Consider the following 17,319-nt stretch of genomic DNA (forward strand, 5'->3'; position numbering starts at 1 on the left):
ACATGCAACCAATTATTTCTTTTGAACAATTTACCTTTCAATATAGGCATGCCACGCAGCCTACTTTAAAAAATATTACATTTCAAATATATCCTGGGGAAAAGGTACTTATCGCTGGACGAAGTGGTTCAGGTAAGTCAACATTAGCTCATTGTATAAATGGACTAATCCCATTTTCTTACGAAGGGATAAGTACCGGTAACATTTTAATAGCTGGAAAGGATCCGAGAAAAGGTAGTGTTTTTGAACAGAGTAAACACGTAGGGACAATATTACAAGATCAAGATTCACAATTTATAGGCCTTACTGTCGAAGAGGATGTAGCATTTGCATTAGAAAACGATTGTGTAAATCAAATAGAAATGAGAAAGATTGTTACGGATTCTTTAAAAAAGGTAAGCATGCAGGACTTTCATACACAAAGTCCGCATGAATTATCAGGAGGTCAAAAACAGACAGTCTCTCTTGCAGGTCTGCTAACGACAAATGCAGGTATATTATTATTTGATGAACCGTTAGCTAATTTGGATCCTGCATGTAGTTTGAATACAATAGAACTCATTAAAGATATAAATGAGAAATATAATAAAACAATTGTAATTATTGAACATCGAATAGAAGAAATTTTAAACCTTGATTTAGATAAAATTATTTTAATAGATGAGGGAGAAGTTATTGCCATTGGTTCACCAGATAGTATTTTAAATTCTAATATATTACCAAATATCGGACTAAGAGAACCTATTTATATAGAGGCGCTAAAGAAATTAAATTTTGACAGTAACAATGTTAGGGCATTTCCAATTAAAAATCTTCGTAATGAAGACGTTCATAGCCTATTAAAGAACTGGATGCAGAAGCAAGATTCATCAAAAAACAAATATATTAAAAAAGCCTTATGCAAGATAGAAAATTTATCTTATACGTACAATAACAAACATACAGCCTTAGAAGATATCAACCTTTCAATAGGAGAGGGAGAAATAATAGCGTTATTGGGTCATAATGGAGCAGGGAAATCGACATTAGCTCATACTCTTATAGGAATAAATAAAACAAAGAATGGGAGAATAACATTTGATGGAGAAAATATAAATTCTTGGTCTATTCGTAAACGCGGGGAAATTATTTCTTACGTTATGCAAAACCCAAATCAAATGATTACACAGCCTACTGTTTTAGAAGAGGTTTCATACTCATTAAAATTAAAAAAGGTTTCTAAAGATAAGATTGAGACAAGAGTCGAAAAACCTTTAAGAATTTGTGGATTATATCCATTTCGTAACTGGCCAATTCAGGCATTAAGCTATGGACAAAAAAAGAGGCTTACTATTGCATCTGTACTTATAACAAACCCAAAACTTATTGTATTAGATGAGCCGACGGCTGGACAAGATTATTACCATTACAAACAGTTTATGTCGTTTATTAGAAAACTGGCTGAAAGGGGCATATCCTTTATTATTATCACACACGATATGAATCTTGCTTTAGAATATGCAGATCGAGCGGTAGTTCTGCATGAAGGGAAAATTATTGCGGACAATACTGTATCTGCTGTTTTAGGGGATCAACGAGTGTTACAAAGAGCTAATCTACGGGAGATTTCATTAATAAAACTAGCTAAATTAAGTGGAATTTCAACTCCAGAAACATTTGTAAAACTTTACATTGAGGCTAATAGGAGGGAGGAATATGCATAATACGTATTTTTATCGTATGGATGGTGCAATTAAATTATCTTTATTTATATTTTGTATGACACTTACTTTTTTATTTTTTGATTTTCGTATATTGCTAATTTTATTTATTATTGGATGTAGCGGCCTCTTAATTGCAAAAATTCAATTGCGTAAAATTATAGTTATTTTCAGCGTTATATTTACATTTAGTTTATTAAATTCCGTTATGATTCTTTTCATTACGCCCACCCATGGATCGGAATTAACGGGATCGTATACCTCTTTTTTTTATATAGGTTATGCAACAATTACATATGAAACTTTATTTTATGCAGCTACACTTTCATTGAAATATTTTACGTTATTACCATTTACACTTCTTTTTATTTATACAACTCATCCAAGTGAATTTGTGAGCAGCTTAAATAAATTTGCTGTTCCTTATAAAATTACATATGCAATAAATATTGCACTACGTTATATACCAAGCATTCAATCTGAATATATAATCATTAGACACGCACAGGAAGCAAGAGGCGTACCTTTTGAAAAAGGAGAAGCGAGCTTGTGGATTCGTATGAAAAACCGTGTTTTAATTTTTTGGCCACTTATTATTCATTCATTAGAAAGGATTGATACTGTTTCAAATGCAATGGATTTAAGAGGTTTTGGAAAAAAGGATAAACGAACGTGGTACTATGCAAAGAACGCACAAAAGGAGGATTACATCACACTTTTTGTTGGTATTATCATTTTGGTTATTGCAGTTTACTTAAAGCTGAATGTATTCCAAAGTTTCTGGTACCCATTTTAAAGCGCTCTCAATAGAGTGCTTTTACTAATTTTTATGAAGACATGCTCAAAAAAAGGAGATACACATACTGTATAATACGAACCAGTTAAAATGATCAACTACCTATTAGTTTTCAAACCAAAAGGAGGAGAAAATATGAGTTTCGGTGGTTCTTGTGGTTTTGGTGGAGGTTTCGCTTTATTAGTTGTGTTATTTATTTTATTAATTATTGTTGGATGTAGCTGTTGGAGCTAAGGGTACTAATTTCTAATTAGTCTCTTCTAAATGTAAACTAAAAAAACATAGTAGATACGTTTTGTATCGAAATAAATGAAAAAGGAGCTTAATAGCTCCTTTTTCATTTATTATACGAAATCTCCTCATTATTGCATTTAGGTAAAGTGATAGTTAAGGTAGTTCCTTTATTGATAACACTTTGGATTTTCAATGTGCCTCGCATCGTTTCGATAATTTTTACAGCAACCATTGTTCCTAAACCAGTACCTTTCGTTTTTGTACTAAAATATGGTTCGCCAAATCGATTAATTTGCTCTTGCGACATTCCAATTCCACTATCTTCAATCCGTATTATGACCTTATTATTACTAACAGTTGCAGAAATAATTAGGTTACCGCCACTTGGCATTGCTTCTATACTGTTTTTTATTAAATTTAAAAAACATTGATGGAAGTTCTGTGTATTACCAATAATTATTCCTTCAGAGAACTCTTGTGTAATATTAATATTATTCATATTACATAAAGGCAATATCATTTTTATAACTCGATGTAACTCGTGCTCCACTGAAATACAGTCTAGTTTTTCTGAAGCGGGTTTGGCAAAAGTTAAGTAATCATCAATAATTGCCTGTGCACGATTTAATTCTTCAAGTATATGTTCAATATACTCATCTCTGGATTGTTGGGTTATATTGGGTGTTTTTAAAAGTTGTGTAAATCCTTTTACAACCGTCAAGGGGTTCCGTACTTCATGTGAAATACTTGCAGCGAGTTGACTGACAATCTCCATTTTTTCAACTTTTATTAATTTTGATCGCATGCATATTGCATCTTTTAAAACTTCATTAAAATAAATCATAAATAATATTAAAATAGTTGGTAATAGAATGAAATAAATAATGTACAAATTATTCACTTCAAAATCCGATAGAGTTAACACAATTACTGTTGTAAACACTGCAAGGAAAAAAGTTAAAAACATGGATGAAGCTACTTTCATTTTTCTATTGTATGTATTAAATTTTGATGATGCGAATGCTGTAATTATTAACATCGTTCCATACACAAGGATTGTTAACAAGCTAAAACCATAAAACATAAAACGTGTTATTAACAAAATCATGAGTAATGCAATACCGACAGGAAATCCACCATAAAGTGTACCAATTAAAAAGGGGATTTGTCTTAAATCGTGAATACAATTTTCATCCATATAGATGGGGTATCGCATACATAAAATTAGTGGGATGCTCGTACAAAGAATGATAAGCAGTTTCTTATATTTCTTCCTAAAGTATCCACTATCATAAATAAAATAAAAAACAAATATACTACTTAAAATATATAGAAGATTATTTAAAACATTTTGATTAATGTAAACAAAGTTCATAATACATGCCCCGTTATCCTGAATTTCAATCCCATATGTATTATACATTAAAAAAGTACAAGTTTTATATACACATTTTATAATGTATGTAGTTTTTATAGCTTTTCAGCGTTATATACTTTTAACCATACATTATTAAACTCTTCCATTGACGCATAGCGCTCACTACGATTTTCATTTATAGCACGGTATGCGACTTCATATAGGCCTTCACTAGCTTCCCATTTCATAAAGGAACGATCTTGCCCGCCACCTAATAGTGCGAAAGCCATAGCCCCCATATTAAATACATTCGTTTTCCCGTCTATTATAGCATTAAGTTGAAACTCTTCAGGTGACATAAAACGAGATGATCCCCACATTCGCCCCATCTTATTTACATATGGTTTGTTACTGTATAAATCAATATCACAAATTTTTGTTTCATTAGTTTTAAAGTTGTACAAAATACTCCCGTCATAAAAATCAATAGCTACATAGTTTTTTTGTTCAACGTAAGCATGGAAATTAAAAATAGAATTTAATGAAATTAGCCTATTTTTAACGGATAATTTCTTATATTTATAAAATGGTGAGTTAGGATCATTATATTTTGCTGGGGGTGGGAAACTCCAGTGCGGGTGAAGACATTCACCGTCAAACCAATCAAAAATTAAAACATATCCATGTTGTACAGGGTAGTGATCGATTAAATTTATAAGAGAAACGTGTTTTAATTCATTGTATATAGTAACTGAGCTTTTTAATCTTTTTATAGCTTCATTTGTAGAAGCATTATATGCGAGTGTTTGTGCTCCTGCATATTTAATAAAGTTCTTTTTCCCATTCTTTTCAACACCAAAACTTATATTACCGGAATCTTGTTGGTCAAAAACCGCAAATACTGTACCTAGTTTTGTAAGCCAATCAAAATTATGATGTTTTTTTAGTTGGAATGTTATAGTATCTAACTGAATTTCAACTGGAATATCTTTCATAATTCACCTCAAATTTAATATAATTAAGTTGTCCATTACAGTATTCGACATATTTTGTGAAATCCCTATGTTTATAAACTTAAATTTTATAGATATAATAATGTGCAGTTATAAGGAGGAAAGAATATGGATGGAAAAATCATAATTAAACCGTACCAACAATATTGGCATACAGAGTTTTTAAATGAAAAAAATAAAATTGTGCCGTTACTCCATGAAGAAATTATTGCTATTGAACATATAGGAAGCACAGCCGTAGAAGGGTTAGGGGCTAAACCTCTTATTGATATGATGATCGGCGTAACAAATTTACAAATTACCGAAAATTGGAGGGAAGACCTAGAAGAAATTGGCTATGAATATGTTCCTAAAAAAACACCTAATTGGCGTTTTTTTAGAAAAGGGAAATGGAGAGCTGGTACCCACCATTTACATGTTTATATTTATAATAGTGAAGAATGGAAGAACAACCTTTTATTTCGAGACTTTCTAAAAAACCATGATTGGGCACGTGAAGAATATAGAGTGTTAAAAGAGATGCTTGCTGCTTCATATCCTTTTGATCGTGTTTCATATACAAATGCAAAAGCACCGTTTATTTGCAACATATTAGAATTGGCCAAAAAGGATATAAACAAAATATAAGTAATTTGCAGATTCTCATTTTATTTTAATCTTTCTCTCATGTTATTCTCTCTTTTACTTGATACACTGCTGATTATAGAGCTTTTGAGTCAAAAGGGGATTAAATAAAATGGAGAAGATACTAAGAAATAAATATTTTCATATGTACGTTAAAATAATAGGAATCACTATCATTATTTGCAGTGTGGAATTACTATTTATTAATGTTTTGTACGGGAACTTATTAAATGTTCAATGGTTAAATAAGAAATTAGGATCTATTGGTGAATATGGTGCAATTATAGCTGCATCATTATGGTTCTTACGTCAAATATGGTTGTTTTTAAAGAAGAGAAATATGCACGGATTTAAAATAATTAAAGAGCTGTATCTTTTTATAAAACAGTTTCACGTATTAATTGGATGCGCTGTAATAGCTGTTGCGACAACTCACGGTGTTTACTTTTTAATAAAAGGAAATCGGCATATTTTACTAATATACAGTGGTATATTTTCTCTTTTTACATTAATAGCATTAGGGATTGCAGGATTTGTTTTACAGAAATCTAATCAGAAAACAAAATTGAAGATGTATCGAAAAGTACATCAATTCATTGCGGTTATATTCGCAATAGGATTAATTATTCATTTAATCGTATAGGAGGAAGTATCGTTGCAACAAATACTAATTATTGAAGATGAAGAAAGTTTAGCGGACTTTTTAGAATTGGAATTAAAGTATGAAGGATATAAAGTAGATATACAATTTGATGGACGAAAAGGATTAGACGCAGCACTTGAAAAGAATTACGATCTCATATTACTTGATTTAATGCTACCAGGATTAAATGGGCTGGAAGTATGTCGGCGATTAAGAGCAACTAAAAATACACCTATTATCATGTTGACTGCTCGTGATAGTATTATGGATCGTGTGACAGGGTTAGATAGTGGGGCTGATGATTACCTTCCAAAACCGTTTGCGATAGAAGAACTTTTAGCACGTATGAGAGTTATTTTTAGGCGCGAAGAAAATACAGAGCAGAAACACCCATCATTTCTTACGTTTAAAGATCTACAGCTTCAGATTGAATCTCGAACTATAACTAAAGGAAATGAAGAAATTGAACTTACAAATAAAGAATTTGAGCTATTATTTATGTTTATGAAAAATATTAATCGAGTTCTTACCCGTGATATTTTACTGGATCAAGTATGGGGATATGATGCAATGGTCGAGACAAATATAGTCGATGTATACGTTCGTTACTTACGTAATAAGTTACATAGTGTAGATAAGGAGGAGTATATCCAAACAGTACGCGGTGCTGGATATATAATGAAATGATAAAGAATATTATGTACCGGATTCGAAATCTACCTATAAAGTGGAAATTAACACTTTGGTCCACTGCACTCGTATTCATTTTGTTTATTTTGTATAGCACGTTACAATTCATTGTTATTAATAAGTGGACTATAGATTATGAACAGAAACAAATAAACAGACAAGTGACAGAAATAGCGGCATATTTTCAAGATAAAAATGATACGCTCTCGAGCAAAACATTTGAAAATAGTAAAGAATTTCTAAACAACATGATCGATAAGCATCAAATGATTCGTATTATAGGAAATGACGGAAAACCTATTGTCACCGTTTCGAGAGATTTTAATGAAATGTGGATAGAACCCAAAATGGTTACGCAAGATGAATCATTTATAAAAAGACATATAGAAGATCGAATATTAGTTGAGCGTATACCCATTCAAACAAAGAAATTTACTGGAACTATTGAGCTTGCGAAAAACTTAGAGACATTTGATCATTTGTTAAAAATAATTTTAGTAGTAATGGCTATTGCAGGAATATGTGGATTAGTGTTTAGTTTTTTAGGCGGAATACTTATAACGAAAAAGCTTTTATCGAGTGTTCAGAACATAACAGAAACGATGAAGCGTATTAAGAAAAATGGACTAAATGAAAGGGTTCCAGTACGAGAAAATAATGACGAACTTGCAAAATTATCGATTCTTTTTAACGAAATGATGAATGAAGTAGAAACTTCTTTTACACAGCAAAAACAGTTTGTAGAGGACGCATCACATGAATTAAGAACACCATTAACAATTATTCAAGGGCACTTATCGATGCTAAATCGATGGGGGAAAAATGATCCAGCAGTATTGGATAAATCCCTTCAATCCAGTTTAAAAGAAGTAGATCGATTAAATAAATTAGTTTCAGAACTGCTAGAGCTATCAAGAGCGGAATCAGAACAGATGCATCCTATAGCATCTGAACAAGTCCATGTTAATAGCGTATTAAAACAAGTTACACAAAACTTTGCAATGCTGCAAACTGACTTTCAATTTGATATGAAATTGGATGCAGATGAAGCGTATGTTTCAATACCATCATCTTACTTAGAACAAATAATCATTATTGTAATGGATAATGCAGTGAAATATACAAAAGAAGCTAATAAGTATATTTGCATTGAATCAAGTATGCGGTCAGGAAAAATTAAAATCCGAATAATAGATCATGGGACAGGAATACCTGAAGCAGATTTACCATTTGTTCTTAACCGTTTTTATAGAGTCGATAAAGCGAGAAGCCGAAAACAAGGTGGAAATGGGCTAGGTTTATCAATTGCAAAAGGGCTTGTAGAAAAATATAACGGAGCTATTCAATTAGAGAGTAAAGAAAACGAAGGAACAATTGTTACAATTACATTTCCTGATACTACACATGAATAGTTAAAGGTAAAAAATTCTTTTTGAAAATACTTTTTAAAAGGAGGAATACATTTTGTATTTCCTCCTTTTTTGATGCTTAGTAATCAAATTATTTTATTTATTTCGATATTTAAAGTACATTGAAAGGATTAAGGGGGAATAATTAATGAAAGCTATTGTACATCAACATAAAAATGGAATAGAAGGTTTAAAATATAAATTTTCACCTGAGATAACACCTAATGTTGGGGAAGTTAAAGTGAGATTAAAAGCAGCAGGTTTAAATCATCGTGATTTATTTATAATGAATAATAGAAAAAATATGGAATTACCTTTAATTTTAGGATCAGATGGTGCAGGTATTGTTACGGAATTAGGAGAGGATGTTTCAAATATCGCACTACATACAGAGGTTATAATAAATCCTAGTATTGGCTGGAATAATACTCATGAAATACCAGAGTTACCTGAAGTACTAGGCGGACCAGCCGATGGAACGTTTGCCGAATATGTTATTGTGCCGGCTGAAAATGTAGTAAAAAAGCCATCTTATCTTACGTGGGAAGAATCTGGTGTATTATCTTTATCCGCATTAACTGCATATAGAGCGCTTTTTACAAAAGGTAGATTAAAACCTGAAGAACATGTCCTAATTCCGGGAATTGGCGGTGGTGTAGCTACTTATGCTATGTTATTTGCTAAAGCAATTGGAGCAAAGGTAAGTGTTACTTCAAGGATAGAGGACAAAAGAAAGGCTGCAGAAAACTATGGTGCAGACTTTTCATTTAATAGCTCTGGTATTTGGGAAGAGTGCCTACATGGAGAAAAAGTAGATTTAATTATAGATAGTATAGGTCCGGCGACTTTCTTGAAATATTTTGATGTATTAAAACCAAACGGAAGAATTGTTAATTTTGGTGCAAGTTCAGGGGATAAAATTGAATTACCGTTACGAGCATTATTTTATAATCAAATCGATATTATGGGAACATCAATGGGGAGCTGTGAAGAATTTAATGAGATGGTTCATTTTATAGAGAAACATAATATTAAACCAATTATTGATAAAGTATATCCAATTGAAGAAGCAATCCAAGCTTTAAATCGAATGCAGCAAGGAGAACAATTCGGTAATATTGCCCTTCGTATGGAATGAAAATATGATTTCGTTTACAGTATATTTAAATGAACATGTTAAGTATTATATTCATGCATAGAGTGTTTATCATACTATTTAAAATGTTTTACAACCTTTATACATACTTAGCTCTTGTAAATAGTTACACGATTGTCAAATGAATAGTAATAAAATGAGAATTAGATGAGAAAAGTTTAAGCCCATTTTCATATTGATGTTGTATACTGTGTAAATCAAGAACACTTGTATCTTTATTTAAAGTACAATGAGTAATAATAAGGAGAGAGTACTATGAATTTCACAGTATTTCAATGGATTAATAACTTTGCTGGATCATCCAAGCTATTAGATACGCTAATGATCGCTATTACAAATAGTGTTCCATATGTAGCTATTCTATTCATGCTTATCCTATGGTTCAATAATGGAAAGAAAGAGAATGCAATTAGAAAACAATATACAGTGTTATATACGACACTTTCAGTCAGTATTGCATTATTAGTAAATGTTCTTATACATGCGGTATATTACCATCCGCGTCCTTTTATAACACATCATGTAAATCAATTAGTACCGCATGCAGCAGATTCATCATTTGTAAGTGATCATTCTGTGCTTGTATTTTCGATTGCTTTCGTATTTATTCTTAGAGGAGAAAACCTTAAATATATCGCGTTAATATGGGCAATATTAGTAGGTGTATCACGCATGTACGTAGGCGTTCATTATCCTCTAGATATACTTGGTGCTGCGTTCTTAACATTTATTACAAGTGGATTAGTAATGCAAAGTGCACGTATATTTGAACCGTTAGCAAGTTTTATTTTTAAAATGTATGCACTAGTAGCAAAACGGGTGCCTTTTTTAGCGAAATATAACCATATAGCTTAATCTGAAGAACCTACAAAAAGTAGGTTCTTTTTATTTGAAATTTCTTAAATTTCACTTACCGTATTTTTATTTTAAAAAGATAAATTAATAAAAAACAAGTAGTAACATAGCTAGTTTTCTTATAGTTATAGAGGAATTACTAAAAAAACTTCGAAAAATATAGTATCTAATATAATAAAGAACATATTTAGTAACACATCTTTGCATTAATACATTGGAAAAGAAAGGAGATAAATATGCATAAACTTCAAACGAATAAAGGCGCTCGATATATGATGATTGCTTTTATTGTTTTGTTTCTTACTATGCTTTTACGCATATTTTATATTCAAGCGGTAGGAGTCGTGCATGATGTTAATGTAAAGGATCTTGCGAAGGAGCAACAAAACATAAATGGAGTTTTAGAGGCAAATCGCGGGACAATTTATGATCAAAACGGTAAAGTATTAGTCCAAGACTCAACGACATATCGCATCGTTGTAAACTTAAAAGGAAAAGATAAATTAAAAGATAAAGAAGATACTGCACAACGTTTAGCAGATGCGCTTGAAATTGATAAAGAGGAGATCATGAAAAATTTTCATGAAGGACGTACGCAAGTTGAAATTGGTAAAATTGGACGTAACTTATCTAGAGAAGCGAAGGAAGAAATTAAAAATTTGAAAATACCAGGTGTATCGTTTACAACAGAAAAAGCCAGAGTATACCCAAATGAAGATTTCGCCTCGTATATACTTGGTTTTGCAAGACCAGACGATAAAGGTAATGCGGTGGGGAAGTTTGGGCTTGAAGAAAGTTTAGATAAATATTTGCGCTCTACAAATGGTAATGTTTCATATGTAGGTTCACGAAAAGGAATCCCACTTACAAATGATATAGGAAAAGTAGAACCTGCTAAAAATGGGAACAACGTATACCTTACATTAGATAAACAAATTGATAGTTTTTTAGAAGAAGCGATGAATAAAGCTGAGCAACACTATGATCCTTCTATGTTAGTAGGTATTATAGCAGATCCAAAAACCGGGCAAATTTTAGCAATGTCTAGTAAGCCTAGTTATAATCCTAACAAAGGAGACATTGAATATTTTTTAAATGATCCAATTGCGAACGCATATGAGCCAGGGTCCACAATGAAAATATTCACATTAGCTGCCGCAATAAATGAAGGTGTATACAACGGAAAAGAATATTTCCAATCAGGAAAATACGCAGTTGGTTCAGCAGAAATCAAAGATCATAATGGCGGATATGGATGGGGCTCAATTACATTTGATGAAGGGTTTGAAAGGTCATCAAACGTCGCCTTTTCTATTTTAGAAGACCAATTACTGAAACCAAATAAATTTAAGCAATATATGAATAAATTTGGGTTCAATCAAAAAACAGGTATAGATTTGCCCGGAGAAAGTAAAAATACATTATTGTTAAATACTCAAATTCAACAAGTTACTACTTCTTTCGGCCAAGGATCTACTGTAACTCCTATTCAAATAATACAAGCAGCCACAGCTATAGCAAATGACGGGAAAATGATGCAACCTTATATTGTTGATAAGGTTGTAAATCCAACAAATAAACAAGTTATTATGGAAAATCAACCTAAAGAAATTGGGAATCCGATAAAAAAAGAAACATCAGAAAAGGTTAGGGGCTTAATGGAGCGAGTAATAACTTCATCAAAAGGAACGGGAACGATGTATAAAATTGATGGGTATTCAATTGGCGGTAAAACAGGAACAGCGCAAATCCCTAATCCTGAAAATGGACGATATATGGAAGGGAAAGAAAATTATATTTTTTCTTTCTTAGGGATGGCTCCGATTGATGATCCGCAATTAGTTGTATATTTAGCTATTAAACAACCGAAATTAAAGGGCGATGAGTACGGCGCTCAGCCTCTTTCTGAAATTTTTAAACCAGTTATGAAAAATAGTCTAGAATATTTAAAAGTGAAACCATATACAGAAAAACAAATGACTGATGCAACGAAGCAGGCTGAAATAAAAGTACAAAATTATGTGAACCAATCGATAGATACAATAAAAAATATTATAGAAAAAGAAAAACTTCAGCCAGTATTATTAGGAGAAGGAAAGATAATAAAACAATATCCGCAGCCTGGCGAAATAATGAGTGAAGGAGATCGTATATTTCTAGTAGGGAATAATGTGGAAATGCCTAATTTAAAAGGTTGGTCAATGCGCGATGTTATGTATTTCTCCAAGCTTCTGAAATTAGATTTAAAAACAATAGGCACAGGGTATGTAACCGGGCAAAGTATTGAAAAAGGACAAGTTATACAAGAAGGAGCTACTTTAAAAATAGATTTAGAACCACCTCTAGAACCATTAGCAGAAGCAAGTGCAGATTAATATAGAATTTCGAAAGAGCCTAGAACATAATGGGCTCTTTTTAATAAAATTACAAGCAATTTCACGCACCGTATTTTGTATTAAATAAAAAAACACAAAAAATTATAAGGGATGCTCCGTTTGGAAAAAACAGATTATTCTTTTAAATCATTTACAATATAAAACCTCTATGATAATATGGATAAAATTACATGCAATGAAGAGAAGAGTAAATAAAATGTATTTTTCACAGAGAGCTCCATTTAGCTGAAAAGGAGCAAAAATCTTTTATTGAATCAAGCCTCTGAGCAGCACACCGGAACATTTAATTAGGGGGTGGAGTGACGGTAGCTCCCGTTATAGAGCTAAGGTATAGGCATTTTGAAATGCAGTACCTGATAAGGTTAATATGGCGACATATTAACAAACTAGGGTGGCACCGCGATGATAAATCTCGTCCCTAAGACTTTAAGTCTTGGGGGTGGGATTTTTTTATTGATTTAAAACAATCTTGAAAGCGGGTGCCTAAAGTGAAAAAATTACTTGAAGATTGGAAATATCCTTTATTACTACTGTCCGGAGTTGGTATTGCAAATTTAGGTGCATGGATTTATTTAATTGCATTAAATATACTTGTATATAATATGGGAGGATCGGCTTTAGCGGTCGCTACTTTATATGTAATTAAGCCATTTGCGACATTATTTACAAATGCTTGGTCAGGAAGTTTGATAGATCGTTTAAATAAACGGAAGTTAATGATCCACCTTGATATATATCGCGTAATACTTATCGCTATGTTACCTTTACTTCCATCTCTTTGGAGTGTCTATCTCTTAGTATTCTTTATTAGCATGGCTAGTGCAATTTATGAGCCAACTGCTATGACATATATGACAAAACTAATTCCAGTAGACAAAAGGCAACGTTTCAATTCACTACGTAGTTTAATAGGATCTGGCGCTTTTTTAATTGGCCCAGCAGTGGCGGGGATATTATTAATAACTGGTACACCAGAGTTTGCTATATATATGAATGCTATAGCATTTCTGTTATCAGGGTTAATTACATTACTTTTACCTAATCTTGATAAAAGATACGAATCTAATACATCAAGTGATAAGTTATCTCTAACTGTACTAAAAAAAGATTGGAACATAGTTTTAAATTTCAGTAAAAAATCTACGTATATCGTATGTGTATACTTCTTATTCCAGGGGATAATGGTATTAGCAACAGCTATTGATGCCCTTGAACTATCGTTTGCGAAAGAAATTTTACTACTAACAGATAGTAAATACGGTTTCCTAGTTAGCATTGCTGGTGCAGGTATTATTTTAGGGGCAATAATAAACACTATTTTGTCAAAAAAATTAGCAACTGCATTTCTTATTGGAGTAGGATCACTATTCATCGCGATCGGTTATATGGTCTATGCTTTTTCAAATGGATTTTTAATAGCTGCAATTGGATTCTTTATACTATCTTTCTCTATGGCGTTTGCAAATACGGGGTATTACACATTTTATCAAAATAATGTTCCTGTTGATTTAATGGGGCGAATTGGTAGCATTTACGGGCTTATCATTGCAATTATAACAATTTTTGTAACGATACTCTTCGGAGTAGCAACTCAATTTCTGTCCATTCAATTTGTAGTAACTGTAGGCGCATTTATAATGCTATTAATTACTATCATATTGTGTGTATATACTTTATTACCTTCAAGGATCAAAGTATATACAGCTGAATCCATAGATTCAAAATAATCTTTCTTCCTTTTTAAAATTAATGGCACGTAATAAGAGGGTTCTTTCATCTCTATATTGAAAAATAATTAGGTGGAAGAACATTATTGAATGATAAGGGTGGTTGTCATGATTAATACAAATAATGAGGTTGCGAAAATTGTAAAAGAATTACACCAAGAATTAGAGTTTTCCGGGGTAATTTTAATTAAAAGAGAAAATGACATTATCTACGAAAATTCATTTGGATATGCTAACCGAAGTGAAGGTATAAACAATACACTACAAACAAGATTCGGAATCGCTTCAGGATGTAAAATCTTCACTGCAATCGGCATATGTCAACTCGTTGAAAAAGGTTTACTTTCTTTTCATACTAAGTTAAAAGATTGTTTAAGTATTGAATTTCCAAACTTCGATCAAGACATTACAATACATCAACTTTTAACGCATAGCTCAGGTATTCCGGATTATTTTGACGAAAGTATTATGGATAATTTTGAGGATCTTTGGAAAAAAACACCTATGTATCTATTAAAAGGTTTAAAAGACTTTTTACCATTATTCCAAAACAGTAATATGATGTTTGCCCCAGGAAGTAAGTTTCACTACAACAATGCCGGTTTTATCATACTCGGATTAATTATAGAACAACAGTCAGGACTTGAATTTACGGAATATATAGAAAGAAATATATTTGTTCCAGTTGGAATGAATGATTCGGGTTATTTTTCTTTAGATAATTTACCTAAAGATACAGCCATTGGATATATAAAAGATGTAAATGATCAAAAATGGAGAACAAATGCATATTCTATACCTATTAAGGGAGGCGCTGATGGCGGTGCCTACGTTACTGCACCAGACATGTTGAAATTTTGGAAGTCTCTATTTAATAATGAAATATTAAGCCACCAATATACAAATTTACTTTTAACCCCTCATATTTTAGTGAATAATAGTCAGTCTTACGGTTATGGAATATGGATTGAGAAAAAACAGAATACCATTTTTAAATATCATGTAATGGGATATGATCCTGGCGTTAGTTTTCGCTCAGCCGTATACCCAGACTTAGGAATCACATTAGTTATTCCATCAAATAAAGGGGCAGGACCTGAAAAATTAATGGTAGAAATAGAAGGGGTTTTGTAATTACATGGCTATAAAAATTAGAGCATATAAAAAAAGAAGACAAAATAAGCTGGGTACGTTGCCGTTCGTTATCTTTTTTAGATACAGCATATTATGACAATGTACTTAGAGAGAAAGAAAAATATGAAAATCCAGCTATTGAACTAGTAGCTATATATGAAGACCAAGTAGTAGGTTTGATAGATATTGAATATGAAATAAAAGTTTAAAACAGTTTAGGAATGTACTAATAAAGCTACTAAAGACGTATGAGTAAAAAGTACGTCTTTTTACTTTTATAAATTATGCTTCAGGCTGATGGGAAACCACATTCCATATTATACAAATTAAAGTAGCTATCGTATTTCAAGTATGGTATGAGCAGAGACGAATATAATTTTCAAAGGTAAACAAGTATATAGGAGGACTCTAAATGGATATTCTACTTGTTATTCTTATAATTGTATTAATGCAAGGTAAGGAATTCAAAGTGAATATTAATCGTATTTGGCTCATTCCGACTTTGCTGTGCTTTGTAACAATCCAGTCCATTATTCATATGGGACAATTAAATATATTGCACGTACTACTATTCGTTGCAATGCTCGGAATTGGATTGGGTCTTGGAGTTATTAGGGGAAAAGCTTTAACATTTCGATTAGATAGTGAAACAGGTCATGTATTACGAAAAGGAAATTGGTTAAGTACAATTATTCTCCTTGTTATTTTAGGTGCAAAGGTTTTGATTAAGCAAAGTATGTTTCCTGACAGTACTCACTACACATTAATGGTTGTAACGAATGCCTTTTTATGCATCACATTAGGTACAGTAATTAGTAGACGATATTATATTTGGAAAAAATATAATAAGTTAATACAAAAAGTGTAAATACATTTATCCCTTGTTTAACAATGCTGTGAACGGTAATACTAAATAACATTGAATTTTTACAACAAGGGATGATAATATGATATTCATTTACACAGATTTCGGCGGAACACATTCAACTGCACTCGCTGCAGCTTATCATTTGAATAAATTACCAACCGATCGGAAGTTAACGAAAGAAGAAATTTTAAATGTGGAGTACTTTAATAAATTGAAAACAGAAGATATGGGGAAAATTATTTTTCATGGACAAGATGAATATGGGAATCCCGTATATACAATTGGATGCGGGGCATCCAAGGTCGTTGTACCTGCGATGAAGCATTTAGGAGAGATTTTGCAAAAACATTATCAAAGTCATGAAAAGATTATTTTTTCTAATACATCACCAACTGTTCCTTTACCCATGACTTTTGGTGGACTGTTTTCTAGAAGGTTCCACATCGACTTTATCGGTGTACCATTACTCGTATGGGGAGCAAAACTTAGCTGTGATAACATACAAAGACTTGTTAGTTATACGAAAGAAGCTGGCCGATTGACGAATGATTATGTTGTAATTTTAGATAACGAAACATTTAAGTAATGTTAAGAAAAGACCGCAAAATTTCGCGGTCTTCTTTTTTTGACAAATAGACAAAAAATATTCACATTTATTATACATCTTCTATAGCTAAAATATTAAAGTCCTGTTACTATTACAGGGGATATTCTCTT

Annotated in this window: 16 protein-coding genes, 1 pseudogene and 1 other annotated feature; of the genes and pseudogenes, 15 read left to right on the forward strand and 2 right to left on the reverse strand. The window is 31.9% G+C overall.

All coding sequences use genetic code 11. The annotated features are described in order from the left end of the window. Positions 1-2: 2 nt before the first annotated feature. From Q3V31_RS17635 to Q3V31_RS17645, 3 genes are all read left to right on the forward strand, one after another. Entirely contained in the window at positions 3-1,703 is a 1,701-nt protein-coding gene (locus Q3V31_RS17635; RefSeq protein ID WP_090813493.1) for an ABC transporter ATP-binding protein, read from the forward strand. Further along, entirely contained in the window at positions 1,696-2,496 is an 801-nt protein-coding gene (locus Q3V31_RS17640; protein ID WP_090813492.1) for an energy-coupling factor transporter transmembrane component T family protein, read from the forward strand. The genes Q3V31_RS17635 and Q3V31_RS17640 overlap by 8 nt, the downstream gene beginning before the upstream one ends. A 135-nt stretch (positions 2,497-2,631) precedes the next feature. Then, entirely contained in the window at positions 2,632-2,730 is a 99-nt protein-coding gene (locus Q3V31_RS17645) for a YjcZ family sporulation protein (protein WP_000007808.1), read from the forward strand. 103 nt (positions 2,731-2,833) lie between these two features. Here the strand turns inward: Q3V31_RS17645 and Q3V31_RS17650 are convergent, their stop codons facing one another. Then, a complete protein-coding gene (locus Q3V31_RS17650; protein ID WP_139265921.1) occupies positions 2,834-4,153 on the reverse strand; it encodes a sensor histidine kinase in 1,320 nt (439 codons plus the stop codon). A gap of 47 nt (positions 4,154-4,200) precedes the next feature. Beyond that, positions 4,201-5,082, reverse strand: coding sequence for a protein kinase (locus Q3V31_RS17655; RefSeq protein ID WP_000651938.1), 882 nt, complete (start codon positions 5,080-5,082; stop codon positions 4,201-4,203). A gap of 126 nt (positions 5,083-5,208) precedes the next feature. On the opposite strand from Q3V31_RS17655, the gene Q3V31_RS17660 reads away from it, so the two are divergent. The 12 genes and pseudogenes from Q3V31_RS17660 to Q3V31_RS17715 all read left to right on the forward strand — a co-directional run bounded on the left by Q3V31_RS17660 (position 5,209) and on the right by Q3V31_RS17715 (position 17,188). After that, a complete protein-coding gene (locus Q3V31_RS17660; RefSeq protein ID WP_000348750.1) occupies positions 5,209-5,727 on the forward strand; it encodes a GrpB family protein in 519 nt (172 codons plus the stop codon). Positions 5,728-5,836: 109 nt separating this feature from the next. Then, on the forward strand, positions 5,837-6,367 hold the full coding sequence (locus Q3V31_RS17665) for a hypothetical protein (protein WP_090813489.1): 531 nt from the start codon (positions 5,837-5,839) through the stop codon (positions 6,365-6,367). Positions 6,368-6,379: 12 nt separating this feature from the next. Then, a complete protein-coding gene (locus Q3V31_RS17670; RefSeq protein ID WP_001186132.1) occupies positions 6,380-7,054 on the forward strand; it encodes a response regulator transcription factor in 675 nt (224 codons plus the stop codon). Then, positions 7,051-8,469 (forward strand): HAMP domain-containing sensor histidine kinase, encoded by a 1,419-nt coding sequence (locus Q3V31_RS17675; RefSeq protein WP_329765679.1) that lies wholly within the window; start codon positions 7,051-7,053, stop codon positions 8,467-8,469. Before Q3V31_RS17670 ends, Q3V31_RS17675 begins: the two co-directional genes overlap by 4 nt. Positions 8,470-8,614: 145 nt before the next feature. Further along, positions 8,615-9,604, forward strand: coding sequence for a zinc-binding dehydrogenase (locus Q3V31_RS17680; protein WP_000644504.1), 990 nt, complete (start codon positions 8,615-8,617; stop codon positions 9,602-9,604). Between the two features lie 273 nt (positions 9,605-9,877). Further along, entirely contained in the window at positions 9,878-10,477 is a 600-nt protein-coding gene (locus Q3V31_RS17685; protein WP_001011952.1) for an undecaprenyl-diphosphatase, read from the forward strand. A gap of 236 nt (positions 10,478-10,713) precedes the next feature. Next, a complete protein-coding gene (locus Q3V31_RS17690) occupies positions 10,714-12,852 on the forward strand; it encodes a penicillin-binding protein (protein WP_000549367.1) in 2,139 nt (712 codons plus the stop codon). A gap of 187 nt (positions 12,853-13,039) precedes the next feature. Continuing rightward, positions 13,040-13,296: a binding site (T-box leader), on the forward strand. Positions 13,297-13,361: 65 nt separating this feature from the next. Then, the gene (locus tag Q3V31_RS17695) at positions 13,362-14,600 is read left to right on the forward strand and encodes an MFS transporter (RefSeq protein WP_000734560.1); all 1,239 of its coding nucleotides are present in this window, start codon (positions 13,362-13,364) and stop codon (positions 14,598-14,600) included. 108 nt (positions 14,601-14,708) lie between these two features. Continuing rightward, the gene (locus Q3V31_RS17700; protein ID WP_090813487.1) at positions 14,709-15,734 is read left to right on the forward strand and encodes a serine hydrolase domain-containing protein; all 1,026 of its coding nucleotides are present in this window, start codon (positions 14,709-14,711) and stop codon (positions 15,732-15,734) included. Positions 15,735-15,738: 4 nt separating this feature from the next. Continuing rightward, positions 15,739-15,937: pseudogene (locus Q3V31_RS17705) on the forward strand (GNAT family N-acetyltransferase); the annotation flags it as partial. Between the two features lie 209 nt (positions 15,938-16,146). Then, positions 16,147-16,602: a CcdC protein domain-containing protein gene (locus Q3V31_RS17710; protein ID WP_090813486.1), complete on the forward strand. Its 456-nt coding sequence runs from the start codon at positions 16,147-16,149 to the stop codon at positions 16,600-16,602. A gap of 79 nt (positions 16,603-16,681) precedes the next feature. Then, positions 16,682-17,188, forward strand: coding sequence for a DUF3189 family protein (locus Q3V31_RS17715; RefSeq protein ID WP_000576334.1), 507 nt, complete (start codon positions 16,682-16,684; stop codon positions 17,186-17,188). The last annotated feature ends 131 nt before the right edge of the window (positions 17,189-17,319 follow it).

Origin of the sequence: Bacillus nitratireducens (genome assembly GCF_036320425.1) — a bacterium.
GTDB classification, from domain to species: domain Bacteria; phylum Bacillota; class Bacilli; order Bacillales; family Bacillaceae_G; genus Bacillus_A; species Bacillus_A nitratireducens.